Below are 25,080 nucleotides of genomic sequence, written 5' to 3' on the forward strand. Positions count from 1 at the left end.
AGCCACGGCGTGCAGACACCGCGCCACCCTGCCCGTCTCGCCGGTGGAAGTCATGCCACCACGCCGTCCACAACAGACCTTCTCAAACACGCTCTTAGACGCACTCACATGTCGCAACGGGGCACCCTGCGATTAGCAGGTCGACTCGGGCAGCGGGCTTCGAGCGCCGGGTCACATCACGACGCGGACACCAGGCCAGCGTTCGGTGGGGCGGTGGCGGGCGAGTCGCCGCCGGGAGATCTCCGCGCTGGCCCTGGCCGGGTTGCGCCGCCACACCCCATCGAGCAGATCGTCGGGGCCGTGGGGCGCGCATACCGTGATCTGGTCATGCGCGTCGAGGCGTACGGCCACGGCGGTGGCGTACTCGGGCCAGGTGGCAATGGCATCGGCGACGGTCCGCAACGGCGCCACCGGACCTCCGCCGAACTTGGCCGGGTACCAGGTGTGCACCGCGGCCTGGTTTTTGCCTCCCACGGCGGATTCGGCTAGCGCGGATGATCACGGGCGACCTCCTCGCCACCCGAGCCCCGGGCGGCGGCGCCGCGTGCCGCGGCCGCCGGGGGACTTCGGCCGGTCGCGATGTACGCCCGGCGATCGGCCGTCTCGTGACACGCTGCCGTGGGGACGACCCGGACGGGAGCGGAAGTAATGACCATCGGTATCGCGGTGAACGGCAGCTGATGGGCCGAGCGGTGATCATGCTGGCCGCGGTGGCGGCGGCCGTGCTGGTGGACGTGCTCAGCGGCGTACTCGTCAACCGGATCGCCCATGGTCGCTACAAATGGCTGCTGGCGCCGCTGCGCCAGGCCTGCCGCCGCCCGACGACCGCCGTTCTGCTACTCGCTGGCCTCTACGCCGCGCTGCCGGGAGGGCCGGGCCGGTGGCTGCGCGAGGGCCGGCACGCCATCCTGTTGCTGCTGATCGGCAGCGTCGCCTTGCTGGTGGTCAGGGCGCTGCACGTCGCCGAGTTCGTGGCGTTCAGCCGGCTGCCGGCCGGGGTGATGGCCGGCCGTCGGATCCGCCGCACCCGCACCCAGATCCGGCCGGTGCGACGGTTGACCTCGACGGCGGTCACGATCGTCGCGATCGGTCTGATCATGACCACCTTCGAGCCGATACGCCTGTTCGGCATCTCGGTGCTCACCTCGGCCGGTGTGATCGGCGCCGTGATCGGCCTGTCCGCCCGGACCGCGCTAGGCAATGCCTTCGCCGGCATCCAGGTCGCCTTCGCGGACGGCCTCTACATCGGTGACGTGCTCGTCATCGACGGCGAGTGGGGTCGCGTCGAGGAGGTGAAACTGACTAACGTGGTGATCCGGCTCTGGGACGACCGCCGGCTCATCCTGCCCACGACCTACTTCACCGAGCGCCCGTTCCAGAACTGGACGCGACACGAGACCCGGGTGGTCGGCAAGGTCCAGATCCACGTCGACCACACCGCCAACCTGGACGACCTGCGCGTCGAGGCGCAGCGCCTGATCGAGGCGTCGCCGCTGTGGGACCGGCATCAGTGGGTGCTTCAGATGGTCGATGCCAACCCGCAGACCGTCGTCATCCAGATCCAGGCGTCCGCCGCCGACGGGCCGAGCGCCTGGGACCTCCGCTGCGACCTGCGCGAGGCGATGGTTCGCTACCTGCGGGAGAAGCACCCGCAGTGGCTGCCCCGCACCCGCAGCGAGTACAAGCCCTGATTCCGCGCCCGGGATGCGGCATTCGCGTTGCCGACCAGCAGCCGGGCCGTTAAACCACCATAGGGCTGACACGCAACGAAGGTGGGGAACCCGATGCTGGTTGACCTGCTCGCCCAGGACGCCGCCCCGGGAGACCTCATGGCGGCGCGGGTGCAGATGGCCCTGTCCCTGGGCTGGCACATCGTGATCGCCTCGTTCGGCGTCGGCATGCCGGCGGTCACCGTCTTCGCCGAGTGGCGCGGTCTGCGCACCGGGGACCCGACCTTCACCCGGCTGGCGCACCGCTGGGCCAAGGCGATGGGCGTGCTGTTCGCGGTCGGCGCGGTGTCGGGGACCATCCTGTCGTTCGAGATGGGGCTGCTCTGGCCCGGCCTGATGGGCCGCTTCGGCGACGTGATCGGCCTGCCGTTCGCGATGGAGGGCATCGCGTTCTTCGTCGAGGCCATCTTCGTCGGGATCTACCTGTACGCCTGGGACCGGGTGCCACCCCGGGTGCACCTGCTCTCCGGACTGCCGGTCTGTGTCGCGGGCGTGGCGTCCGCGTTCTTCGTGGTGTCGGCAAACGCCTGGATGAACCAGCCCCGCGGCTTCGACCTGGTCTCCGGCGAGGTCACCGACGTCAGGCCGTGGCAGGCGATGTTCAACCCGGCGACGCCGCCGCAGACCCTGCACATGATCGTCGCAGCGTTCATGGTGACCGGCTTCGGCATCGCCAGCGTCTACGCGGTGGCCCTGCTGCGCGGCCGCCGGGACCGCTACCACCGGCTCGGCTTCGCCATCCCGTTCACCGTAGCTGCGGTGCTCTCCCCGGTGCAGGTCGTGGTCGGCGACTGGGCGGCGCACTTCGTCGCGGAGTACCAGCCCACCAAGCTCGCCGCGATGGAGGGGCTGGCCCGCACCGAGGCCGGCGCGCCGCTCTCGCTCGGCGGCGTCTACGTCGACGGGGAACTGCGGTACGCAGTCGAGGTGCCCAACGCCCTGTCGCTGCTGGCCAGGTGGGATCCGGACGCCGTGGTCATGGGCCTGGACCAGGTGCCCGACGATCAGGAGCCACCGGTGACGGTGGTCAAGTGGGCGTTCCAGCTGATGGTGGCCATCGGCTTCGGGCTGGTAGCGCTTTCCGCCTGGTGGGCGCTTGCGTGGTGGCGGCGTCGGGGTCCGCCGCGCTCGCCGTGGTTCCTGCGGGCCGCCGCCCTGTCCGGGGTCGCCGCCGCCGTCGCGGTCGAGGCCGGCTGGGTCGTCACCGAGGTCGGGCGGCAACCCTGGATCGTGTACGGCGTGCTGCGCACCGCCGAGGCGGTAAATCCGGCGCCGGGCCTGGCCACCGGCCTGGCCCTGGTCACCGCCGTCTACGCGGTGCTCACCGTCGCCACCGTCGCGGTTCTGTGGCGGATGGCCTGCCACCGCGACGAGCCGGTCGCTCCGCAGGAGGGCGTACCCGAACCGGTGGACAGCGGCCGATGACCGTCGTCGACGTCCTGCTCGGGGTGCTGCTGGCCGGTCTGACGCTCTACACCCTGCTCGCCGGCGCGGACTTCGGCGCCGGGATCTGGGACCTCCTCGCCGGCGGGGCGCGCCGCGGCGCAGCCCGCCGGGAACTGATCGCGCACTCGATCGGCCCGGTGTGGGAGGCCAACCACGTCTGGCTGATCCTGGTGATCACCCTGTTCTGGACCACCTTTCCGCCCGCGTTCGCCGCGTTCGCCTCCACCCTTTACATCCCGCTGACCCTGGCCGCGCTGGGCATCATCGGTCGTGGCGCGGCCTTCGCCTTCCGCAAGGCCAGTCACACCCTCACCGAGCAACGCCTCTACGGCGCCACCTTCGCGCTCTCCTCGGTGGCCACCCCTTTCTTCCTCGGCTCGATCGTCGGCGCAGTCGCCTCCGGTCGCGTCCCGCCCGGCATCGCCGAGGGTGACATCTGGCGCAGCTGGCTCAATCCCACCTCCATCTACGGGGGACTGCTCGCGATCGGCGTGTGCGCGTACCTCGCCGCGGTCTACCTCATCCACGACGCGCGCCGCGCCGGTGCCGCCGACCTGGTGGCCCAGTTCCGCCGCCGCGCCCTGGTCACCGGCATAGTGGTGGGCGTCGGCGCGGCGGCCGGGCTGGCCGTCGTCGCCGCCGACGCGCCGGACCTTTTCGCCGATCTTCGGGGCCGGGCGCTCGCCCTGGTGCTGCTCTCGTTCGCCGCGGGGCTCGGGTCGCTGGTGCTGATCGCCACCGGCCGCTACCGGGCGGTGCGGGTGACCGCGGCCCTCGCGGTCGCGGCCGTCCTCTGGGCCTGGGGCGCCGCCCAGTACCCAGACCTGCTGCCGCCCGACCTGACCGTCACCGAGGCGGCCGGTGATCCCACCGTGCTCGCCACGGTGCTCGCCGTCCTCGCGGTCGGAGCGCTGCTGCTGGCGCCCTCCCTGCTCTGGCTGTTCGGCATCTTCCAGCGCTCCAAGCCGGCCGCCGGCAACCCACCGCCCCGGTGACGCTCACCCGGGCGGGCAGCCTGTGGGCGGCGCTGGCGGCGGCGGTGGCGCTGGGAGCCCTGCACCTTCTCGCGCCGGCCATCCGCCGGAGACTGCCGGTGCCCACCCACGCGGCGACGTCCCTCGGTGGCGGCATCGCCGCCGCGTACGTGTTCCTCTACCTGCTGCCGCGCCTCGCGGAGGGCAACCAGGCGGTGGCCCACGTCCTGGAGGAGGAGATCAGGCCCACCCCGGCCCGCGGATTCGTGCTGTTCCTCGTCGCGCTGGTCGGCTTCTTCACGTTCTACGCCCTGGAACGTGTCACCCACCGCTCGCAGCAGCGCCGGCAAGAGGCCACCCGGCTGGTCTTCGGGTTCCAGCTCGGCTTCTTCGCCCTGTACAGCGGCCTGATCACGTACACCCTGGCGACTAAGCTGGACGCGGGGCTCGGGCCGGCGGTGCTGTTCGCCGTCGCCATGGGGCTGCACGTGCTGGCCACCGACGGCGTCCTGGCCGAGCACTTCCCGGTCAGCCTCACCACCGGGTGGCGCCTCGTCCTGGTCGCCGGCGCCGCCGGCGGCTGGGTGACCGCGGTCGCCGTCCAGCCCACCGGCGTGCTGATGAACGTGCTCACCGCCTTCCTGGGTGGCGGGATCCTGCTCAACATTTTCGTCGACGAACTGGCCCCCGAAAGGCACTCCAGCTTCACCTGGTTCACCATCGGCCTGGCCGCCTACTCCGGCCTGCTCGCCTTCGCGACCTTCACCACCGACGTCGGCGCTGCCTGAGGACGATCACCGGCCGCCTCCAGATGGCCAGCCGGTGATGGCGGCCGGTTGTCAGCGACTGGCCGTCACGTCGACCGTTCCGGCGCTCACGGTGCCATCGTTCAGTGGGGTGCAGCGGATGCCGCCCGTGCGGCGCAGCGCCTTCTACGCATTGGGGGCCGATGGCGACGTCCTTCAGGCACAGGGGGTTGGCCGGGCGGTTGTTCCGCAGGCTGACCGGCCTGCGCCGGCGTCGTCGTCAAGCCCTCCCAGCACGGCCGCGGTTTGGATGATCTGCTGCAACAACTCGCCGGGGTGGAGCCCCCGGGACACACCGCGACGGCTCGCCGAGCTGCTCGTCGGGTGTCACGTGCCAGCCGGTACGGCGGCGGGCCGGACCGAGAGGTCGAGCTCGCCGCCGACGACGTTGACCTCGATGGTGTCGCCCGGATTCGCCCCGTCATCGAGCAGCAGGGTCGACAGCCGGTCTTCCAACTCGCGCTGGATGCTGCGCCGCAGTGGCCGCGCCCCGTACTCGGGCTGGTAGCCCCGGTTGGCCAGCCACTGCGTGGCGTCCGGGCTGATCTCGAGGTTGATGTTCTGTGCGTGCAACCGACGGCGGGTGCGGTCCAGCAGCAGGCCGGTGATCTCAAGGAGCTGGTCCCGGTCCAGGCCGGTGAAGACGATGATCTCGTCGATCCGGTTGAGGAATTCCGGCCGGAACCGCTGCCCCAGCAGCCCCATCAGTTCCTCGCGCTGGTCGTTGACCGGACGCCCTGCCGCCTGCGCGGCCAGAATGCGGTCCGCGCCGATGTTGCTCGTCATGATCAGGATGGTGTTGCTGAAATCGACCGTGCGGCCCTGCGCGTCGGTGAGGCGACCGTCGTCGAGCACCTGCAGCAGTGCGTTGAACACATCCGCATGCGCCTTCTCCACCTCGTCGAAGAGCAGCACCGAGTATGGCCGGCGCCGGACCGCCTCGGTGAGCTGACCGGCCTCCTCGTACCCGACGTAGCCCGGGGGCGCTCCGACCAGCCGGCTGACCGTGTGCTGCTCCTGGAACTCGCTCATGTCGAAGCGGATCATGCTGGACTCGTCGCCGAAGAGCGCCGCGGCGAGGGCTCTGGCCAGTTCGGTCTTGCCGACGCCGGTGGGTCCGAGGAAGAGGAACGACCCGTCGGGTCGCTGGGGGTCACTCAGCCCGGAACGCGATCGGCGTACGGCGGCCGCCACAGCCCGTACGGCCTCGTGCTGGCCGACCACGCGCTCGTGCAGTTGCTCCTCGATGCGCCTCAGCCTCTGCTTCTCCACCTCCGTGAGCTGGGTGACGGGAACACCGGTACGGCGGCTGACCACCTCGGCGATGTCGCTCATATGCACCTCGGGCACCGGAGGCGTGCCCTCCTGCGCCGCCGCCAGGTCCCGCTCGGCCGCACCGATCTCGGCTTTCAGCGCACCCGCGCGTTGATAATCCTCGTTCGCCACCGCGCTGTCCTTCTCCCGGCGCAGCTGGGACAGCCGCTTCTCGATCTCCTTCTTGTCCGGAGCGGGTGTGCGGGAACGAAGCCGGACCCGGGCCCCCGCCTGGTCGAGCAGGTCGATGGCCTTGTCCGGCAGAAACCGGTCGGTGATGTAGCGGTGGGACAGTTCAGCGGCGGCGTCCAGCGCTTCGTCCGTGTAGCGCACCTGATGGTGCGCCTCGTACCGGTCACGTATGCCCTTGAGGATCGCGACGGTGTCCTCCACGCTCGGCTCCGACACCAGGATCGGCTGGAACCGGCGCTCCAGCGCAGGATCCTTCTCGATGTAGCGACGGTACTCGTTCAGTGTCGTCGCACCGACCACGTGCAGTTCGCCGCGGGCCAGGGCGGGCTTGAGCATGTTGCCGGCATCCATCGCCCCCTCGCCACCGCCGCCCGCGCCGACAACGGTGTGCAGTTCGTCGATGAAGAGGATCAGCCCGTCCTCGCCCGACGTCACCTCCTGGATCACGTTCTTCAGGCGCTCTTCGAACTCACCGCGGTACTTGGTGCCCGCCACCATCCCGGACAGGTCGAGTGCGACCACACGCCGGTTGGCCAGGGTTTCGGGCACCTCGTCGTTGACGATGCGCTGCGCGATGCCCTCGACGATCGCCGTCTTGCCGACGCCCGGCTCGCCGGTGAGCACCGGATTGTTCTTCGTACGCCGGGAGAGCACTTCGATCGTGTCGTCGATCTCGTCATCACGGCCGACGACCGGATCGAGCCGACCGGCCCGGGCGTCCTCGGTGAGGTCCCGCCCGTACTGGTCAAGGGTGGGGGTGCTGCTGGCCCCGCGCCCGTCGGCACCGCCCGCCGGCGGCGTGGGCCCGGTGACGGCCCCACCGAGCGCCCGCAACGCCCGGCCCGCGGTCGTCTCCGGGTTCGCGGCGATGCCGAGCAGGAGGTGTTCGGGGCCGATGTACGTCGCGCCGGACCGTCGCGACTCGCGGTGCGCGTCGAGCAGGGCGCGCTTCGCCGCCGGCGCGAGCGGAGGCGTGTCCTCGCGTGGCCTGCCCTTGGGGACGGCCGACTCTATCTGGCGGGCCAGGTCGTCGGGGTCGGCGCCGCTCGCGCCGAGCATCCGGCGGGTGGGGTCGGCCTGGGCTGCGGCCCACAGCAGGTGCTCGACATTGAGGTACGGGCTGCCCCACTCCGTAGCCTGCTCGGCTGCCCGTTGCAGCAGTTGCCGCGACTCGGTGGAGAGCAGCCGGGACAGGTCGACCCGCTCCACCGGACGTCCCGCGAACGGATCTCCCCCGAAGAACCGACTGATCAAGTCGTCCAAGGAGCCGCCAGGGATGCGGAACGCGTCGAGCGACATCTCATACCCTTTCTGCCGGTGGGGTGGGTCCTCGGCACAGGCCCACCTGAACGCTACGCACCTTTCGCCCACAGAGTTGGCCTTATGGGTTTCTGGGGAGGCCAGGGTTTGTACTCGCTGCGGGTGCAGGGCAGCCACTGAGGGTGGTTGTCGCGGAGGTCGCACCGGAGCGTCCCAGGCGCTGGGCCCCGTCGGCGCCTGCGGCCTGCCCACCATCGGATCGGCGCCTTGACCGGCAGGCCGGGAGGCGCGGGACCCCGGTACCCGCGGACCCTGCGGTCTGCCCTCACGAGCGCTGCGTTGTTACCGGTGGACTTGACCCAGGCGTCCGGCAGGCGTCCGAGTTTGGCCATCGGCGGGGGACCGACTTGCGCTCAGTGTTCCGACAGCACCACGCTCTCCGCCGTCTTGCGCCCCAGACATCTCCGCCGAGTTCGGGCGGCGAAGGCGTGATCGAAAGGCGGCGGTGTACTTGCGGTCGCGGATGAGGAACCCTCCCCGCAGCACACCGGCCACCCCGCCCCACCCTCGATGCGGCCCGATCCGGTGATGGCTCCGGGTTTCCGCTGGCCGGCCCGGTTGATCCGGAACGCTGAACGGGTGGAGCAGCGATCGGGACGTGCGCCGGGACGCCTGCTGTCCGTCAGGCGTGCGCTGTGGTCGTTGGCCGCCGGTGTCGTCGCCGGCACGGCCACCGCGCTCGTCGGGGCGTCGGAGCTGACGCCGCTGGTGGTCTGGACGATCGCGGCGGGCACGATCCTCGTTTGGGTGTGGCGGGCCTGCTGGTCGGCGAGCCCGAAGCGTACCGAGCAGCTTGCCGAGGCGGAGCAGCACTCCCGTTCCACCGACTCGGCGATCCTGATCGCGTCCGTTGCCAGTCTCGCCGCCGTGGCCGAGGCGCTCGTGCGCGCCTCGAACCAGCATGACGCAGTGGCAGTCACGCTGGTGATCCTCAGCGTCATCGCGGTGGTCCTGGCGTGGGCGCTGGTGAACACGGTCTTCGCGTTGAAGTACGCCCGGCTGTGCTACCGCGACGACGGCGGTGGCATCGACTTCAAGCGGGAAGATCCACCGGCGTACGCCGACTTCGCGTACATCGCCTTCACGGTCGGCATGTCCTATGCCCCGGGCGAGAACGAACGACGAGTAACCACATGCGCCGGATCGCGCTCGGGCACGCACTGCTCTCGTACACCTTCGGAACCGGCATCCTGGCCGTCGCCGTTAACCTGGTCACCAACCTTGGTCAGTCATGACCCACGAGCGTTAGAAGCAGGACTGTCTCGCTACAGATCTTGAAAGGCCAGGTTTGTCCGCTGTGGCTCGGTGTGTCGGCGTGAGCTTCGCCGATGATCGTTGTATGAACCGCCCCGGGTTTGATAGCGGCTAGATGGGTTGGGACTTCGGCTGGTCCAGCCGGTGTTCGGTGGGATCGTAGAGGGCTTCGAAGGCGGCTGGTGGTAGGTCCGCCGCGCCGCTGTGCGGGCGGCGGTGGTTGTACCAGTCGACGTATTCCAAGGTGGCGATCTCGACGTGGTCGCAGGTCCGCCACGGCCCCCGCGGTTTGATCAGTTCGGTCTTGAACAGGCCGATCGTCGACTCGGCCAGAGCGTTATCGTAGGCATCGCCGACCGAGCCCACCGAGGGATCGACGCCGGCGGCGGCGAGGCGTTCGGTGAACGCGATCGACGTGTACTGGCTACCAGCGTCGTTGTGATGCACTAGCCCGGCCAGATCCGTGGCGCCCTGGCGGCCGCGGGCCCAGATCGCCATCTCCAGGGCGTCCAGCACGAGGCTGGTCTTCATGCTGGTCGCGGCCCGCCAGCCGACGATGCGGCGGGAGTAGGCGTCGATGACGAACGCGACGTAGACCATCCCAGACCAGGTGGGCACGTAGGTGAAGTCGGCGACCCACAGCCGGTTCGGGCGCTTCGGTGGTGAACCGGCGTTGCACCAGGTCCGCCGGCCGCATGGCGTGTTCGCCGCCGATCGTGGTGCGTCGGGTCTTGCCCCGCACCACTCCGCGCAAGCCGAGCTGGCGCATGAGCCGCTCGACGGTGCACCGGGCCACCGAGATGCCTTCTCGGTTGAGGGTCAGCCACACCTTCCGAGCCCCGTAGACGCCGTAGTTCGCCGCGTGCACCCGTCGAATCTCGCCGGCGAGCCAGGCATCGCGGCGCGTCCGGGTCGAGGGCATGCGCCGGCAGGCAGCCCGGTAGGTGCTGGCCGCGATCTGCCAGCCGTGCTCGCGCAGGACACGGCAGATCGGCTCGACGCCGAACACCTGCTTGTGCTCGTCGATGAACCTCACGAGCGTGGCTGTGGCCGGTCGAGCTCGGCCGCGAAGAAAGCCGACGCCGCCTTGAGGATCTCGTTTGCCCGGCGCAGTTCGGCATTCTCCCGGCGCAGCCGCTTCAACTCGGCCGACTCGTCCGTGCTCACTCCGGACCGCTGGCCGGCGTCGATCTCGGCCTGGCGGACCCACTTGCGCAGCGTTTCGGCGGTTCCGATGCCCAGCTTGTGGGCGACGGCGTCGATCGCCGCGTGCTCCGACTCGTAGTTCGGCCGCACCTCAGCGACCATCCGCACCGCTCGCTCACGCAACTCACGCGGATAAGGGGAAGGGCGTGACATGGCTCGATCCTCCACAAGAGGTCGGGCAGCTATCAAACCCGGGGCGGTTCAAGCCTTGTTTACGAAGTATGGCGATCCTCAGTCTGCCGCCCATGGTCAGCCCGGCGGCGTGGGTGCCTCAGCAGGCTTCCCGGCTGCCCGGCGTGCGTCGGCGACGGCGATCGCGAGCAGCACCACGGCCACTACGGTGACCACCACCAGCGGCGGGGCGAAGGCCAGCGGCACGGCGARCAGCAGCAGGGCAGCAATGCCGAGCAGCCGGGGCCGGGACACGCGGGAGAAGACCACCCACTCCAGCAGCGTGCGGCCCGCCACGAACAGAGCCGGGCCGCCGAGCATCAACGCAAGCCAAGACTTGAACGTGTGGCCGGTGGGGTGCTTCTGCACCAGTTCATTGCCGATGGCGGCGGCGGCAACCCCGAGGATCATGAGCAGATGAGCGCTGCCGGCTACTCGGCCCAGCCTGGCGGGATTGGCCGCCGACTTGACCGCCGATCCGAACACCTCGCCCGCCCTGTAGAAGTAGATACGCCACAGCAGCACAGCGGTGATGAACGCGATCACCAGCCCAAACGTCTGCGGAAAGCGCAGGCTCCCGGACGCCTCGGTGTAGGCGATCCCGACCGCGAGGATCGTCTCCCCGAGCGCAATCAGCACCAACTGTTGATACCGATCAGCGAGATGCCCGGCAGCGGCCTCCCAAGCCAAGATGCGCTCTGGCTTTTGCCACGGCACCCACCAGCCCAGCCGCGCCGATCCGTACTCGATGACGATCGCGAGCGACCAAAGCAGCATCCTGGCCGTATCGTGGGCGACGGCACCGAGCAGCCACGCCACGGCGGACACGCAGAACCAAACCAGGATTCCCCAATAGAGGCGCTGTAACCAATGTGACCGCAACGCCACAGCAACCACCAGCGCCCGGCCGGCCTGGAGCGCGACGTAGACGCCGGCGAACATCCACGCACTGCCGCCGAACGCCTTCGGCGTGACGACGCCCAGGAGCAACACACCGAAGGCTGTCACCAGCACCATGACCTGCACCGCCAGGCGGCGGGGCTCGAAGCGCGCCGTGCTGTAAGCCGTCATTGACCAGACCCACATCAGCGGCAGGATCAGCAGCAGTGCCTGCAGTAGGCTCGCCCACCGCCCTGCACTAGAGGGGGAAGACGCCAGCTGCGACGTGCTGGTAGCCACCACCCGGTTGAGAGCAAAGACCAGCACAAGATCGAAAAAGAGTTCGACAAAACTCGCTTCCTGCTTGCTCCACTCCCCCCGGAGGAGCCTCACCCCCAAACCCCTGGCCGCACCAGCACCTTCCATGCGAGCCATTCAATGCCGAAATGCCGCCGCGCGTCGGACGATTGCGGGTATCTGAGGACTCATTCCTGAGCACGGCCCTCGGCTGGCCTAAAACTGGCTGGCCGGCGTCCCCGCCTAGCCGGCATGTGGACAGGATGATCACAGGCAAGAGCGAGAGGATGACCTCCTCATCGGACGGCTGCAGACCTTCCAGCCTCCCTGTCTCCGGAGGCTGGTAGCCCCTGTGGTGCCCGACGTAAGCTCACGCGGGCCGAGCGACGGGGGTTAGGAGTCGTACGCCCAATTCGTGGCCGTACCGTTCAATTTCAGCCGCACTCTCCTGCTTCTGGACGAGGTTGGCGTGTAGATACTGCACACACTGGGCCTCACCCATAATAATCGCCCAATCAAAAAGGGTCTTGTGTGCCGCAATGGTGAGGTATAGGAACCGAATCAGAGTATCGACTGCGAATTGATCAACGAGGTCGACTGAGGGGTTTGTGCGTACGAAGCTTTCAAATCGCCCATACATGCCTTCAACAGTGTCGGACCGGGTTGAAAGCGGGGAGGTGCCGAATGCCTTGGCGCAGGAGTTGATGTTGTGATTCCACTGCACACATTCCTGTTGCTTGCGCCGTACGATCTGCCCGAGATCGTCACTAACTCGATGGGCCAAGAAGTCGAGTACCCGCCGCCCGGATATCTCCATTTCACCTAGTATGCCTAGCTCATATATGAACAGGTCACGCGTCGTATTAATCGCCATGTGCTCCTCCTGACCTCGCTGGCGAGCCGCCACGGCCTACCCGTTCAGAAACCACCAAAACGCGGCAGGCAAGCCAGCAGGAAGGGTGTAAATTTGCGCATGTCGAACGAGAGGCCGAGAAGGATGAATGAGCCATCCCTGTCTGCCATCGACCCGCCCCTCCTGGGGAGCGAGCCGCCGCCCGGCCCGCCACGTCAAGCGGGCCTTGACGCGCGTACGGACGCTGTCGGAACAGACTGAGTCGGCTCTCGTGTCACGGACCGCGCCCCCGGCGGACATCGCCACAGTGGCGCAGTTGACCCAACCTTGCCCGGCACGGACCCGGCTTCCGGGGTCGGAGCTGACCACCAGCGGCCACCCCTCCCCCTCCCAGGTGAGCAGTTGACCTGACCCTGCACGGCTGCGAAGCCGGCTCCTGGACGACCGACATGCCTTCGCGCGGACACCGCCCCCAAGCTTGGAGCTTGCCGCGCGGACCCGACGCGCCCTCCCTTCGCCGCGCTGCTCAGGCGCGGCGCGGCCGGCTGCCGGCGAGAACCCCCACCACTCTCCCCGCTATCCCGTCTGTGGCGGCTCCGGGGCTCCCCGCTGTCCGCGCCAGCCGCCGGGCGTCAGGCGTGACGGCCGCAGAGCGACAGCGGCAGCGGCCGGCGCGCGCCCAGGCGGCGGCGCGTGCGGCCCGTTGCGGGCCGCCTTGAAGACGTACAGAAACTTTGAACAGCCTCGTCGGGACATCGTCGGGACATCGTTGTCGGGACATCGTCGGCACGTCGTCGGCACGTCGGCACGTCGGCACGTCTGTCCGACTCCGGTTGATGCGTTGCACGGTGGCTTCACTTGATGGGTGACACTCCGCCGAGTGCTGGTGGAGTTGAGTGTGACCGGGCAGCGCTATCGCGCAGTGCTGGAAGTTGAAGCTGGCCTGTCCGTGACGGAGGTCGCCGAACGCTTCGGCGTCTCGCGCCGGTGGGTGTGATCACCGGCGTTCTCGGCGCCCCGTACCTCATCTATCTGCTCGTCCGCACGAACCGCGCGGGAGGCTCGCTGTGACCACCGACCATTCACTGGCGGTCGAGAAACTGACCGTCGGCTAGGGCGGCCGCGTCGTCATCGAATCACTCGATCTGCTCGTCCCGCCCGGCCGGATCACCGCGATCGTCGGTGCCAACGCGTGCGGGGAATCGACGCTGCTGCGGTCGATGTCGCGGCTACTCGCCCCGCGAACCGGCCACGTCATGCTGGACGGCCGCGAAGTACACAGGATGCCGGCCAAGGAGCTGGCCCGAACGCTCGGCCTGCTCCCCCAGTCACCGATCGCGCCCGAGGGCATCGCCGTGGCCGACCTGGTCGGCCGGGGCCGCAACCCGCACCAACGCCTGCTGTCACGATGGAGCAGGGACGACGACCGGGCGGTGGCCGCCGCCCTCGACGCCACCCACATCGCCGACCTGGCCGACCGGTCGATCGACGAGCTCTCCGGGGGGCAGCGTCAACGGGTGTGGATCGCCATGGCGCTGGCCCAGCAGACCGAGCTGCTGCTACTCGACGAGCCGACCACCTTTCTCGACGTCAGCCACCAGGTCGAGGTGTTGGACCTGCTCACCGACCTGAACCTCACTCGCGGCACCACGATCGTGATGGTCCTGCACGATCTGAACATGGCGGCCCGCTACGCAGATCACCTCATCGCCCTCGCCGACGGCGGCCTGCACGCAGCAGGTGCGCCGACCGATGTGCTGACCGAGGACTGCGTCCGCGCCGTCTTCGGCCTGGACAGCCAGGTCATCCCGATCCGGTCTCCGGCAAGCCGCTGATGCTACCGATGGGCCGTCACCACATCCGGGCCGCGCAGTCGTAGGCCGACAGCGGCGCATCTCCACGTCCTGCGTTACGCCCCGGCGTCCTGCCGCGTCGCGCCGGCACCAGTTACGACACCCCATAAGATGGTTCACCTCAGCGAGGGTGATCGACTACGGTACGGGTTCGGTCGAGCGGGTAGGTGATCGGCATGGACTCAGTGCGGATGCCCTTCGGCGGTGGTGCGGACAGCGCGCCGGTCCGCCGGGCCGTCCGGGAGGTCCTCGTCGGCTGGCAGGCCACGCACGTCACCGACGACGCGCTCACCGTCATCACGGAACTCGTGCACAACGTCATCAGGCACACCGGTGCCGGGGGCAGGGTCGAGTTGACCCGCAGTCGGACGCGATCCGGATCGAGGTTTTCGACGACTCCGATCGACCACTGCGTCGCTTCGAGCCGGACCCGCACCGCATCGGCGGTCGTGGCCTGCTGATCGTCGACGCGATGGCGCGCAACTGGGGCACGAGAACCACCCCGCACGGCGAGCCCGGCAAAGTGGTCTGGGCGGAGATCTCCCTCGACCGGTCCGCCTGACCGCCCCTCACCGCGAGGCCCGGCCTGCCTCACCTGGCCGGCACCGCACCGCCACCGGCCGCACCGATGACTCGTCCCGGCGGGCCCGTGGCCTGGAGAGGCGCCCCACGGGCGGGCGAGGCGACGCTGTCCTACCCGGCTCGTGCGGGCAGGTGATAATCGACAGGTTTACACAACAGGTGGATGGTGCATCGTGTCGGCGTCACCGTCCGCGTGACGGTCGCGGCCGGAGAGAGGATCTGTCGTGATCAGTGACGCCGACCTGCCGACGGTGCCGCCCACCGGCATGCCGTCGGGGCTGGCGAATCCGGCGTCGTCGCCGACAACCGCGGAGCCGGCGGTCCTTCTCATCGAGGATGACCCCGGTGATGCGTTGCTCACCCGGGAGCTGCTGAGCGACAGCGGAATCAGCAACCGGTTCACCCAGGCGAGCAGCCTGAAAGAGGCCGCGGCCGCGCCGACGACGCCGGACTGCGTGCTGCTCGACCTGCACCTGCCCGACTGCCAGGGGCTGGAGGCGCTCGGCCGGGTGCTGCACCGATGGCCGGACGCGGCAGTGGTGGTGCTCACCGGCCTGGACGACGCGGCCACCAGAACGGCGGCTGTCGCCGCCGGAGCACAGGACTACCTGGTCAAGGGTCACATCGACGGCGCGCTCCTGGGCCGCACGATCCAGTACGCCATTCAGCGCCGACGGGCCGTGGTGACGGAGCGGCAGCTACGCGACAGCCGGATGCAGGCCAGCGAGAACACGCGGCTGCAACGGGGCCTGCTCCCTACGCCACTGGTCACCGACCCCGCGCTGGCGGTCGTCAGCAGATACGTGCCGGGACGGGGACGGTCACTGCTCGGCGGTGACTTCTTCGACCTGGTGCAGGACGAGGATCACACGCTCCACGCCGTCATCGGTGACGTCTGCGGCAACGGTCCGGATGAGGCAGCCATCGGCGTCGGCCTACGCGTCGGGTGGCGCACCCTCACCCTGGCCGGGGTGGAGAAGGCCGCCCGGATGCGGCTGCTGGAGCAGGTGCTCGTCGCCGAGCGGCCACGTGAGTCGATGTTCGCGACCGCCTGCACCATCCGCGTCGTCCCAGACCGCTCGCAGGTGATCATCGTGAGCGCCGGTCACCCCGCGCCACTGGTGATCACGCCCGGCTCGGCCGACCCCGCGCCGATCCGCCACCATCTCGGGCTGGGCATGTTCCCCGGGCGAGGTCGCTGGCAGGAGTCGGTCGTCACGCTCCCGGCGGGCGCAGGTCTGCTGCTGTACACCGACGGCGTCTACGAGGGGTTCAGCGAGGACGGAACCCGCCTCGGCGAGGAACGCTTCATAGAACTCGCCGCCACGCTGAGCACCGTCACGGAACCGGGCGACTTTCTCACCGCCCTGCTCGACAAGATCAGACGCAGCGACGACGGCCGGCACAGCGATGACACGGCCCTGCTCTACCTGACCTGGCCCGCCGGGGCGGACGCCGCGCCGATCGGCCCTGATCGGTGAAGGGCGCGGGCGCAGCCCACACTGCTCTGCTCAGACCTCGGTGAGCTGGCCGCGCAGCTTGGTCAGGGCGCGGGCGAGCAGCCGGGACACGTGCATCTGGGAGACACCGACCCGGGCGGCGATCTCGCTCTGGGTCAGGTTGCCGTAGAAGCGCAGCGTGAGGATCTTCTGCTCACGCTCGTCGAGCGTGGCGAGCGCCGGGCCCAGCGAGGCGCGCAGGTCGGCCAGCTCGTACTCGTTGTCCTCGGTGCCGAGCGTGTCGCCCAGCTCGGTGGCGCTGTCGCCGTCGCCGATCGGGGTGGACAGCGAGACCGCGTTGTACGCGCGGGCGCCCTCCAGGCCCTCCAGCACCTCTTCCTCGGTGACGTCGAGGTGGGCGGCGATGTCGGCGACGGTCGGGGCCCGGTTGAGCGTCTGGGTCAGCGTGCTGTTGGCCTCGGAGATGCGCAGCCGCAGCTCCTGGAGGCGGCGCGGAACCCGGATGTTCCAGGTGCGGTCGCGGAAGTGCCGCTTGATCTCGCCGAGGATCGTCGGGATGGCGAAGCCGGCGAAGTCGACGCCGCGCGAGGCGTCGAACCGGTCGACCGCCTTGATCAGGCCGAGCGCGGCGGTCTGGGCCAGGTCGCCGGCCGGCTCGCCGCGCCCGCTGTAGCGGGCGGCCAGGTGGTTCGCCAGCGGCAGCCACGCCTCGATGACCTGGTTACGCAGGCCGGCCCGCTGCGGGTGGTCGGCGGGCAGCGTGGCGAGCGCCGCGATCAGCTCACTGGCGCGGCTCTCCTCACCGGTCTGCGGCGCGCGCTGCACCTCGGTCGCGGTCGATGCCATGGTCATCGTGGTCATGCTGCCCTTCCCCGCCTTCGTGCGAACTGGCGCCCCAAGCACAGATGGTGAACGAACCATAGACGACACGGCAGCAAGAATCAACCGATCAGCTGATGTACAAAACCTGCCATAAGCATCAAAGCGGATTTCCCCCACCGGCGGCGCCTCACGAGTTCACAGATTGACCGCTTCGCGCCTCAACTGCCCGCTCCGGCGGCGAATCTGGTCAGCAGACGGGCGAACTGGTGCTTCTCCTCGGTCGTGAAGCCTGCCGTCGCCGCACGCAGACGGGCGTGCCGGAACGTCCGGGCCCGCTCGTGCAGGGCGACGCCGTCGGGGGTGAGGCGCACCAGACTCTGCCGAGCGTCGACCCGACCCGCCAACCGCACCACCACGCCGCAGGTCTCGGCGCGACCGACCAGGCGACTGGCAGTCGAAGGTGCAACCTCCAACGCGGTGGCGATCTGACCGACGGATGCCTCTCCGGCCGGCTCCGCTGCGATCGCCGTGACCACCAGCAGAGTGGACAGGTCGACGGATCGATTGTCGTGCTCGAGGGCCGCCGGTGTCCGGAAGAAACGGCGCAGCCGGAGCAGCGCCTCGTCGACCGCTACGAGATCCGGGTCTTCAGCCGGACGAGAGGACATGTGTGTGCGATACACACGTTGGACCGAGGAGGTGCGCGATGGATCGGATTCTCGTGACCGGTGCTACCGGCACTGTGGGATCGGTGGTGGTGCGGCACCTTCGGGCGGCCGACGTCGCGGCTGCCGCGGCGTCGGCGCATCCGCCCGCCGTTCGCGCACCGTGAGCGCCACCACTGGACAACCAGGAGCCCGTCATGAACATCGCCCTCATCGGCGGCACCGGACGCACCAACCGGCTGGTGCTGGACGTCCTCACCGATCGCGGCCACCGGGTCACAGTTCTGGTTCGGGATCCTGGCAGGCTCGGCCGCGCCGCCGACGACGCCGACGCGCGGGTGATTCGCGGGGACGTGCGCGACGTCGAGGCACTCCGGCGGCTCGTCGACGGCTGCGACGTGGTCATCTCCGCGCTCGGGCCGACCGACAAGGAGGCCGATCTGCACACCGACGCCGCGAGAGCACTGGTTGACGTCATGCGGGACGCCGGCGTGAACCGCTTCGTCGGCATCAGTGGCGCCGGTGTCGACGTGCCGGGTGACCGCAAGTCCCGCCGCGACAAGGTCATCAGCTGGTTGATCAACAAGCTCGGCGGCCCACTCGTCGCGGACAAGCCCGCCGAGCTCGCCGTATGGCGGGCCAGCGCCCTGGACTGGACCCTCGTCCGGCTGCCCCGCCTGACGGACGGCCCGGCGACGGGCCGAGTCGAGCACCATGCGAGCGAATCGACGAGCCAGACCAGCACCCGACCGTTCGACTACATCCATCGATGGTCACGATGGCGACGACGACACCAGTACCGCGCCAGAACAGCCCACTACCAGCGAAGACTCCAACTTCACCAGGTGCGGCTGGAGTACTAGGCCAGGTGGCCTTGCTGGCGGGTCCTGTGGGCCAGAGGGTGCGCCGGCGATCCTCTACCGTTCGATCGAGCGGGCCGTCAAGGTTTCAGCCCGCTCAGGGCGTTCGCGTGCAGGACCCTCAGACGAGAGGCATTGCGGACCGGAACGTCCCGGAGTGGGCCGACGCCGCGTACGAGCTGGCCGCGCTGCTCGACGTCGATGACCTGCTCGTCTTCATCCCAGGGACGATCGCCGTCGTGTGTGCCGTTCTCCTCACCGGCGACCGGGCACTAGACAGGGTTATCCGCATCGCGGCGCGTTCTGATGGCAGCAGTGGAACCGACGACGGCTAATCCTCAAGTCTGATTGGGCGCACGGCGTCGAACATCAATCATCCTGGAATACTGTCACCTGTTGCCGCCGCGGGCGGGGCATGTTCTGCCGCGACAACTCGTAGGCCCGGTTTACAGGCACAGCCACACAGACGCGATCTTCGCTGACACACACTTAACGAAGATTACGTCGAGGTATCCCAACACTCTCTGAGCCAGGTTCGCTGGGCCTGAGCCGCCCCGGGTTATGTGGAGACGGCTCTACAAGATCCGGGGCGGTTCATCCGCCGCATCGGGCCTGCCCGAGCTCGGCGGTGACGCTGCGGTTGCCCGCTGGGTTCCGCCTCCGGGCGGAACCCAGCGGACCGTCATGCCGGTTGGGACTGGACGGTGTTGGCCAAGAGTAAGGACAGCTCCCGGACCAGGTCGTCCATCGACTGGCGGCTCTGCGCCTTGACCAGGCCCAGAGCGAGATCGGCCAGGAGGTAGAAGCCGAGGGTGCGGGACTGCTCGGAGCCGAACGCCGACATCAGTTCCTCCGCGCCCGCGAGGTCACCGCGATGCTTGGCCGCGATGACCCCGGCGGCGCGTTGGACGATCTCGGCCGCCTCGGGGGTGTACCCGGTCATCCCGATCAGATCTTCGGGGTGGCGGCGCGGGCGGCGTCGAAGCGGGAGATGACGTCGGTCCAGTTGACCAGGTTCCACAGCCGGTCCACGTAGTCCGGGCGGACGTTGCGGTACTGCAGGTAGTAGGCGTGCTCCCAGGCGTCGAACACCAGGATCGGGGTTGAGCCCTGCCCGACGTTGGCTGGCGCAACCAATTAGACGCGCCCGTACTGAAACGGTCGCCGACATCCGATCATCAACGGATCACTACGCGATCTACTTACTCCGCGTGGAGCACGGCCGCTACAACGGCGATTGTAGTGAAGGAAGGCTCGGCGCAAGGCGTTAGAGCGGCACGCACAGTAACGGGTTGCGGCCAACGATCGCAGGAGTGCGTTCACGGCTGGGTGATCATCGGTGGGTCAAAGGATGTGATTCTCAGGATCGCCGCTCGAGGCTGCCGGCCCGGCGCAACAAATACGTGTCCATGACCCAGCCGCGGCTCTGTTTCGCCGCCGTCCGCCGGGACCAGATTCGGTCGGCGACCTCGTCAAGGTTGCCGGCCACCAGTTGCTCGTCGGACGAGCCGAGGTTCGCGCCCCACCAGATCCGCCAGGCCGACAGTTCGGGGAGCTGGCGACAGGTCAATGCCCCGTCGAGCAGGACGACGAGGTTGTCGTGTGTCGCCGCGTCGTGGAGCAGGCGGCGGCCGGTCGTGATGGTGATCGGGCCGCCGATTGTGTTGAGGACGAGCCGGTGGTGTGCCGCCAGCAGTTGGATGCTGCTGAGGCCGGGTACGACGTCCACGGTGATGTCGACCCGTGCGCGTTCGGCGATGCGGTCGGCCACACGGATCGCCGAGTCGTACAGGGCCGGATCGCCCCAGACGAGCACTGCGGCGTCTCCCGGGTTGTCCAGCAATGCCTGCTCGAACGCCTCGGCCCGTGCCTCGTGCCAGTCGCGTACCGCGCCGGTGTAGTCGGCCGGGCCGGCACGGTCGCGTTCCGGGTCGGGTACGTGCACGAGCCGCCAGGCGCCGGTGACGTGCCGGGCGCAGATCGCCTCGCGCATCGCGATGAGGTCGGCCGTGCCCGGGTGCTGTCCGGTCTTGTCGGCGACGAGGAAGTAGTCGGCCTCGTTGAGTGCCCGGACGGCCTGGGCCGTGACCAGTTCGGGGTCGCCCGGGCCGAGGCCGACCAGGGTGAGGCGCCGTGTCACGCCTGATCCTCCAGGTCTCCCTCGACCTCGAGGTACACGCGGGCCATCTCCGCCATGACCTCGGCGTCCGGTTCGGCCCACAGTCCACGGTCGGCGGCCTCGTTCAGCCGTTCCACGATGCCGCGCAGTGCCCAGGGGTTCGCGCGGCGCATGAACTGCTGGTTCGTCTCGTCGAGGACGTATTCGCGGGCCAGTGACTCGTACATCCAGTCGTGGACGACACCGGCGGTGGCGTCGAAGCCGTAGAGGTAGTCCACGGTGGCGGCGAGCTCGAACGCTCCCTTGTAGCCGTGGCGCTGCATCGCCGCGATCCAGCGCGGGTTGACCACCCGCGAGCGGAAGACGCGGTTGGTCTCTTCCTGCAGGCTGCGGGTGCGTACGGCGTCGGGCGTGGTGGAGTCACCGACGTACGCCCTGGGTTCGGCGCCGGTCAGCGCGCGGACCGTGGCGATCATGCCGCCGTGGTATTGGAAGTAGTCGTCGGAGTCGGCGATGTCGTGCTCGCGGGAGTCGATGTTCTTCGCGGCGACGGCGATGCGCCGGTAGTTGGTTCGCATGTCGTCGGTTGCCGCGATGCCGTCGAGGCCGCGGCCGTAGGCGAAGCCGCCCCAGGCGGTGTAGACGGCGGCCAGGTCGGCGTCGTCGCGCCAGGTGCCGGACTCGACGACCTGGAGGATGCCGGCGCCGTACGATCCGGGCTTCGAACCGAAGATCCGCGTGGTGGCCCGCCGCTGGTCGCCGTGCTCGGCGAGGTCGTGGCGGGTGTGTGCCCGCACGTAGTTGCGCTCATCGGGTTCGTCGAGCCCGGCGACGAGCTGCACGGCGTCGTCGAGGAGTTCGATGACGTGCGGGAAGGCGTCGCGGAAGAATCCCGAGATGCGCACGGTAACGTCGATGCGGGGCCGGCCGAGTTCGTCGAGGCCGATCACCTCCAGGCCGTTGACCCGGCGTGAGGCCGTGTCCCAGATGGGGCGTACGCCCAGCAGCGCCAGCACCTCGGCGATGTCATCGCCGGAGGTGCGCATCGCGGAGGTGCCCCACACGGAGAGGCCGACCGATCGGGGATGCTCGCCGGTTTCGGCGAAATGCCGGGCGACGAGGGACTCGGCCATCGCCTGTCCCGTTTCCCAGGCCAGACGGGACGGAACGGCCCGCGGGTCGACGGTGTAGAAGTTACGGCCGGTCGGCAGGACGTTGACCAGTCCGCGCAGCGGGGAGCCGGAGGGCCCGGCCGGGACGAAACCGCCGTCGAGCGCGTGCAGGACGTTGGTCAGTTCGTCGGTGGTGGCGGCCAGTCGCGGCACGACCTGCTCGGCGGCGAAGCGCAGGACGTCGCGTACCACCGGGTCGTCGTGCAGCGCGTCGATCGCGTCAGCCTGCCAGCTGGCCTTCTCCATCGCCTCGATCAGGGCACGGGCCTGCGCTTCCACGGCGTCGACGTCGGCCGCCGGGGCGTCCTCGGCAAGACCCAGCGCGGCGCGCAGGCCGGGCAGTGCCCGGTTCTGTCCGCCCCAGACCTGTGTCGCGCGGAGCACGGCGAGCACCAGGTTGACGCGTGCCTGTCCGGTCGGCGCCTGGCCGAGCACGTGCAATCCGTCGCGGATCTGTACGTCCTTGATCTCGCACAGCCAGCCGTCGACGTGCAGCAGGAAGTCGTCGAACTCCTCGTCGCCGGGCCGTTCGTCCAGGCCGAGGTCGCGATGCATTTGTGCGGACTGCATCAGCGTCCAGATCTGCTGGCGGACCGCGGGCAGCTTTGCCGGGTCCATCGCGGCGATGTTGGCGTGCTCGTCGAGCAGTTGCTCCAGCTTGGCGATGTCGCCGTAGCTTTCGGCGCGTGCCATCGGCGGCACCAGGTGGTCGACGATGGTGGCGTGCGCGCGGCGCTTGGCTTGGGCACCCTCGCCAGGATCGTTGACCAGGAACGGATAGATCAACGGCATGCTGCCGATTGCCGCGTCCGTGGCGCAGGCGGCTGAGAGCGCGGCGTTCTTCCCCGGCAGCCACTCCATCGAGCCGTGTTTGCCGAGGTGCACCACCGCGTCGGCGCCGAAGCCGTGTTCGAGCCAGCGGTACGCGGCCAGGTAGTGGTGCGACGGAGGCATGGCCGGGTCGTGGTAGATCGCGACCGGGTTCTCGCCGAAGCCACGCGGGGGCTGGATGAGGATGACGACGTTACCGGCGCGCAGGGTGGCCAGCACGATGTCGCCGTCGTCGTCGACGAAAAGCGAGCCGGGAGCCTCGCCCCAGGTCTCGGCCATGGCGTCGCGCAGCGCGGCGGGCAATCCGGCAGTCCAGCGCCGGTAGTCGTCCCGGCTGACACGCACGTGCGACTCGCTGAGCTGAGCCTGCGTGAGCCACTCCTCGTCCTGCCCACCGGCGGCGATCAAAGCGTGGATGAGCGCGTTGCCGGCCGTCGTGTCGGCATCCTCTCCCTCGACCGGGAGCAGCGGGTCGAGCCCGGGAATTGCGCCGGGTGCGCCGAGGTCGTAGCCGGCATCTCGCATCGCGCGCAGCAATCGGATCGCCGACACGGGCGTATCGAGGCCGACGGCGTTGCCGATGCGGCTGTGCTTGGTCGGGTAGGCCGACAGGACGAGGGCCACCTTGCGCTCGGCGGGCGGGACATACCGCAGTCGGGCGTGGTTGACGGCGATGCCCGCGACGCGGGTGCATCGCTCAGGGTCGGTCACGTAGCGGGGCAGGCCGTCGGCGTCGACCTCCTTGAATGAGAACGGGACGGTGATGAGGCGGCCGTCGAACTCGGGGATGGCGATCTGGGTCGCGGAGTCGAGCGGGGTGACGCCTTCGTCGGACGCCTCCCACTCGGCTCTGCCGGACGTGAGCGCCAGAGCCTGCAGCACGGGGATGTCGAGGGCGCGCAGCCGTTCGACGTCCCAGGACTCGTCGTCGCCGCCGGCGCTCGCGGTGGCGGGCCGGGCGCCGCCGGCGGCCAGGACCGTGACGACGATCGCGTCCAGGGTGGCGAGTTCGGCGTACAACTCCTCGGGCGCCGCCCGCAGTGACGAGACGTAGATCGGTACGCCGGCGGCCACGCCGGTGGTGTCGATGGCATCGGCGAGTTCGTGGGCGAACGCGTTGTTGCCGCTCACCTCGTGGGCCCGGTAGTACAGGACTYCGACGCGGGGCCGGGCGTCCGGGGCCGGCTGCCGGCTGACTCCCCACTCGGGCAGCACGGCCGGCGGTTCGAAGCCTTCGCCGGTCAGCAGCACGGTGTCGGACAGGAAGGCGTGCAGTTGGCGCAGGTTCTCCGCGCCGCCCTCGGCGAGGTAGCGGTGCGCCTCGGCGCAGACGCCGATCGGGACGGTCGACAGCCCCATCAACGCGGCGTTCGGCGTCCGTTCCCCACCGAGCACGACCAGGGGACGGCCGGTGCCGCGGATCAGCGCGGCGAGGTCGCGTACGTCCTCGGGCGAGCCGAGCACCCGCAGAACGACCACTTCGGCCTCGGTGGTCAGGGTGTCGCGGCGCTCGCCGGTGAGCCGGGCAGGGTTGGCCCAGGACCAGTCCGCGTTGCTGGCCCGCGCCGAGAGCAGGTCGGTGTCCGAGGTGGACAGCAGGGCGATACGTGTCATGTTTCTCCTTCGGTGACACGGGAGCCGAGGCGCAGGTCGCCGACCGGACGGCCGGCGCGTAGGTGCTCGCCGACGAGGCGTGCCGCGTCGCCGGGTCGCACCGGCCCGTACCAGGTGCCGTCGGGGTGCACGACGGCGACTGGTCCGTGGTTGCACGGGAACAGGCAGCCGGTCTGGGCCATGAGGACGTCGGCGTCGGTGAGCTGCTGCTCGACGAGCGCGCCCACGATCGCGCGATAGGTCTCGTCCGCGCCGCGGGCACTGCAGCGCGGGCCGCGGCACAGCAGTAGATGATGGCGGTACGGCGGCAGGGTGTCCCAGGCCGGTGAGGTGAGTGGCGCCTCGTGCCCGGTGATCGCGCGCTCGCCGAACCGGATGACCGGCGGGTCGATCTGCTGACGGTGCCAGTGGCCGGCCACGCGTCCCACCCACGAACGGGCGAAAGTCAGGTCGTCGGTGCTCACCGGTTCCAGGCGAACCTCCCGGGCGCCCTCGGCGTGCAGCAGGTCGAGCACATGGGTCAGCGTCGGCTCGCCGGCTTGCAGGAAGGCCAGTCGGGCGCCGGCTGCCTCGGCCTGCCCGCGTAGCACCGGCGACGCGGCGTCCGTCAGTGCGGTCGCGACGTGAACGAGGACGCTCACGGGGTCAGGAGCCGGTGAT

General features: G+C 69.5%; 19 protein-coding genes and 4 pseudogenes. 11 read left to right on the forward strand and 12 right to left on the reverse strand.

Annotated elements, in window-relative coordinates:
• Window positions 1–171 precede the first annotated feature (171 nt).
• A complete protein-coding gene (locus A8711_RS17125; protein WP_082931039.1) occupies window positions 172–474 on the reverse strand; it encodes a nucleotidyltransferase family protein in 303 nt (100 codons plus the stop codon).
• A gap of 20 nt (window positions 475–494) precedes the next feature.
• On the opposite strand from A8711_RS17125, the gene A8711_RS17130 reads away from it, so the two are divergent.
• The 4 genes from A8711_RS17130 (at window position 495) to A8711_RS17145 (ending at window position 4,938) form a co-directional block, all read left to right on the forward strand.
• Window positions 495–1,691 carry a mechanosensitive ion channel family protein gene (locus A8711_RS17130; protein WP_245254699.1) on the forward strand — a complete coding sequence of 399 codons (1,197 nt, stop codon included), beginning with the start codon at window positions 495–497 and terminating at the stop codon, window positions 1,689–1,691.
• Between the two features lie 93 nt (window positions 1,692–1,784).
• Window positions 1,785–3,155 (forward strand): cytochrome ubiquinol oxidase subunit I, encoded by a 1,371-nt coding sequence (locus A8711_RS17135; protein WP_124779049.1) that lies wholly within the window; start codon window positions 1,785–1,787, stop codon window positions 3,153–3,155.
• Window positions 3,152–4,171: a cytochrome d ubiquinol oxidase subunit II gene (locus A8711_RS17140; RefSeq protein WP_030275000.1), complete on the forward strand. Its 1,020-nt coding sequence runs from the start codon at window positions 3,152–3,154 to the stop codon at window positions 4,169–4,171. The genes A8711_RS17135 and A8711_RS17140 overlap by 4 nt, the downstream gene beginning before the upstream one ends.
• Window positions 4,168–4,938, forward strand: coding sequence for a hypothetical protein (locus A8711_RS17145; protein ID WP_043325455.1), 771 nt, complete (start codon window positions 4,168–4,170; stop codon window positions 4,936–4,938). Before A8711_RS17140 ends, A8711_RS17145 begins: the two co-directional genes overlap by 4 nt.
• A gap of 345 nt (window positions 4,939–5,283) precedes the next feature.
• Here A8711_RS17145 and A8711_RS17150 read toward each other — a convergent pair whose 3' ends face one another.
• A complete protein-coding gene (locus A8711_RS17150) occupies window positions 5,284–7,761 on the reverse strand; it encodes an ATP-dependent Clp protease ATP-binding subunit (protein ID WP_069088804.1) in 2,478 nt (825 codons plus the stop codon).
• 600 nt (window positions 7,762–8,361) lie between these two features.
• On the opposite strand from A8711_RS17150, the gene A8711_RS17155 reads away from it, so the two are divergent.
• On the forward strand, window positions 8,362–9,060 hold the full coding sequence (locus tag A8711_RS17155) for a DUF1345 domain-containing protein (RefSeq protein ID WP_198937459.1): 699 nt from the start codon (window positions 8,362–8,364) through the stop codon (window positions 9,058–9,060).
• 87 nt (window positions 9,061–9,147) lie between these two features.
• On the opposite strand, the pseudogene A8711_RS31500 reads toward A8711_RS17155, so the two are convergent.
• From A8711_RS31500 to A8711_RS31505, 3 genes and pseudogenes are all read right to left on the reverse strand, one after another.
• Window positions 9,148–10,395, reverse strand: a pseudogene (locus tag A8711_RS31500) (IS3 family transposase).
• A 96-nt stretch (window positions 10,396–10,491) separates the two neighbouring features.
• A complete protein-coding gene (locus A8711_RS17170; protein ID WP_176722828.1) occupies window positions 10,492–11,685 on the reverse strand; it encodes a low temperature requirement protein A in 1,194 nt (397 codons plus the stop codon).
• Between the two features lie 274 nt (window positions 11,686–11,959).
• Window positions 11,960–12,463 carry a DUF892 family protein gene (locus A8711_RS31505; RefSeq protein ID WP_116507033.1) on the reverse strand — a complete coding sequence of 168 codons (504 nt, stop codon included), beginning with the start codon at window positions 12,461–12,463 and terminating at the stop codon, window positions 11,960–11,962.
• 862 nt (window positions 12,464–13,325) lie between these two features.
• Between A8711_RS31505 and A8711_RS31510 the strand changes: the two are divergent.
• The 4 genes and pseudogenes from A8711_RS31510 to A8711_RS17185 all read left to right on the forward strand — a co-directional run.
• Window positions 13,326–13,436, forward strand: a pseudogene (locus A8711_RS31510) (helix-turn-helix domain-containing protein); the annotation flags it as partial.
• Between the two features lie 136 nt (window positions 13,437–13,572).
• A pseudogene (locus A8711_RS17175) lies at window positions 13,573–14,321 on the forward strand (ABC transporter ATP-binding protein).
• Window positions 14,322–14,462: 141 nt separating this feature from the next.
• Window positions 14,463–14,756 (forward strand): hypothetical protein, encoded by a 294-nt coding sequence (locus tag A8711_RS17180; RefSeq protein ID WP_030275400.1) that lies wholly within the window; start codon window positions 14,463–14,465, stop codon window positions 14,754–14,756.
• A gap of 345 nt (window positions 14,757–15,101) precedes the next feature.
• Complete coding sequence (locus A8711_RS17185; RefSeq protein WP_051611149.1) at window positions 15,102–16,358, forward strand: PP2C family protein-serine/threonine phosphatase; 1,257 nt, start codon at window positions 15,102–15,104, stop codon at window positions 16,356–16,358.
• 30 nt (window positions 16,359–16,388) lie between these two features.
• Here A8711_RS17185 and A8711_RS17190 read toward each other — a convergent pair whose 3' ends face one another.
• Together A8711_RS17190 and A8711_RS17195 are read right to left on the reverse strand one after the other, a co-directional pair.
• Entirely contained in the window at window positions 16,389–17,198 is an 810-nt protein-coding gene (locus A8711_RS17190; protein WP_069088806.1) for a SigB/SigF/SigG family RNA polymerase sigma factor, read from the reverse strand.
• 179 nt (window positions 17,199–17,377) lie between these two features.
• The gene (locus tag A8711_RS17195; protein WP_051611151.1) at window positions 17,378–17,827 is read right to left on the reverse strand and encodes a MarR family winged helix-turn-helix transcriptional regulator; all 450 of its coding nucleotides are present in this window, start codon (window positions 17,825–17,827) and stop codon (window positions 17,378–17,380) included.
• Window positions 17,828–18,021: 194 nt separating this feature from the next.
• On the opposite strand from A8711_RS17195, the gene A8711_RS17200 reads away from it, so the two are divergent.
• Together A8711_RS17200 and A8711_RS17205 are read left to right on the forward strand one after the other, a co-directional pair.
• Window positions 18,022–18,687, forward strand: a complete 666-nt coding sequence (locus A8711_RS17200; RefSeq protein ID WP_052166232.1) for an NAD(P)-dependent oxidoreductase — start codon at window positions 18,022–18,024, stop codon at window positions 18,685–18,687.
• Window positions 18,688–18,794: 107 nt separating this feature from the next.
• Complete coding sequence (locus A8711_RS17205; protein WP_043325461.1) at window positions 18,795–19,019, forward strand: hypothetical protein; 225 nt, start codon at window positions 18,795–18,797, stop codon at window positions 19,017–19,019.
• Window positions 19,020–19,366: 347 nt separating this feature from the next.
• On the opposite strand, the gene A8711_RS17210 is transcribed toward A8711_RS17205, so the two are convergent.
• The 5 genes and pseudogenes from A8711_RS17210 to A8711_RS17225 all read right to left on the reverse strand — a co-directional run bounded on the left by A8711_RS17210 (window position 19,367) and on the right by A8711_RS17225 (window position 25,061).
• Window positions 19,367–19,627 carry a hypothetical protein gene (locus tag A8711_RS17210; protein ID WP_030275063.1) on the reverse strand — a complete coding sequence of 87 codons (261 nt, stop codon included), beginning with the start codon at window positions 19,625–19,627 and terminating at the stop codon, window positions 19,367–19,369.
• A gap of 5 nt (window positions 19,628–19,632) precedes the next feature.
• Window positions 19,633–19,794: pseudogene (locus A8711_RS31515) on the reverse strand (Fe-Mn family superoxide dismutase); the annotation flags it as partial.
• A 250-nt stretch (window positions 19,795–20,044) separates the two neighbouring features.
• Window positions 20,045–20,824: a precorrin-6A synthase (deacetylating) gene (gene cobF / locus A8711_RS17215; RefSeq protein WP_030275065.1), complete on the reverse strand. Its 780-nt coding sequence runs from the start codon at window positions 20,822–20,824 to the stop codon at window positions 20,045–20,047.
• Window positions 20,821–24,420, reverse strand: a complete 3,600-nt coding sequence (cobN, locus tag A8711_RS17220) for a cobaltochelatase subunit CobN (protein WP_069088808.1) — start codon at window positions 24,418–24,420, stop codon at window positions 20,821–20,823. The genes cobF and cobN overlap by 4 nt, the downstream gene beginning before the upstream one ends.
• Window positions 24,417–25,061: a ferredoxin gene (locus tag A8711_RS17225; RefSeq protein ID WP_013476143.1), complete on the reverse strand. Its 645-nt coding sequence runs from the start codon at window positions 25,059–25,061 to the stop codon at window positions 24,417–24,419. Before A8711_RS17225 ends, cobN begins: the two co-directional genes overlap by 4 nt.
• Between the last annotated feature and the right edge of the window lie 19 nt (window positions 25,062–25,080).

Source organism: Micromonospora sp. II (assembly GCF_001709195.1).
GTDB classification, from domain to species: domain Bacteria; phylum Actinomycetota; class Actinomycetes; order Mycobacteriales; family Micromonosporaceae; genus Micromonospora; species Micromonospora chalcea.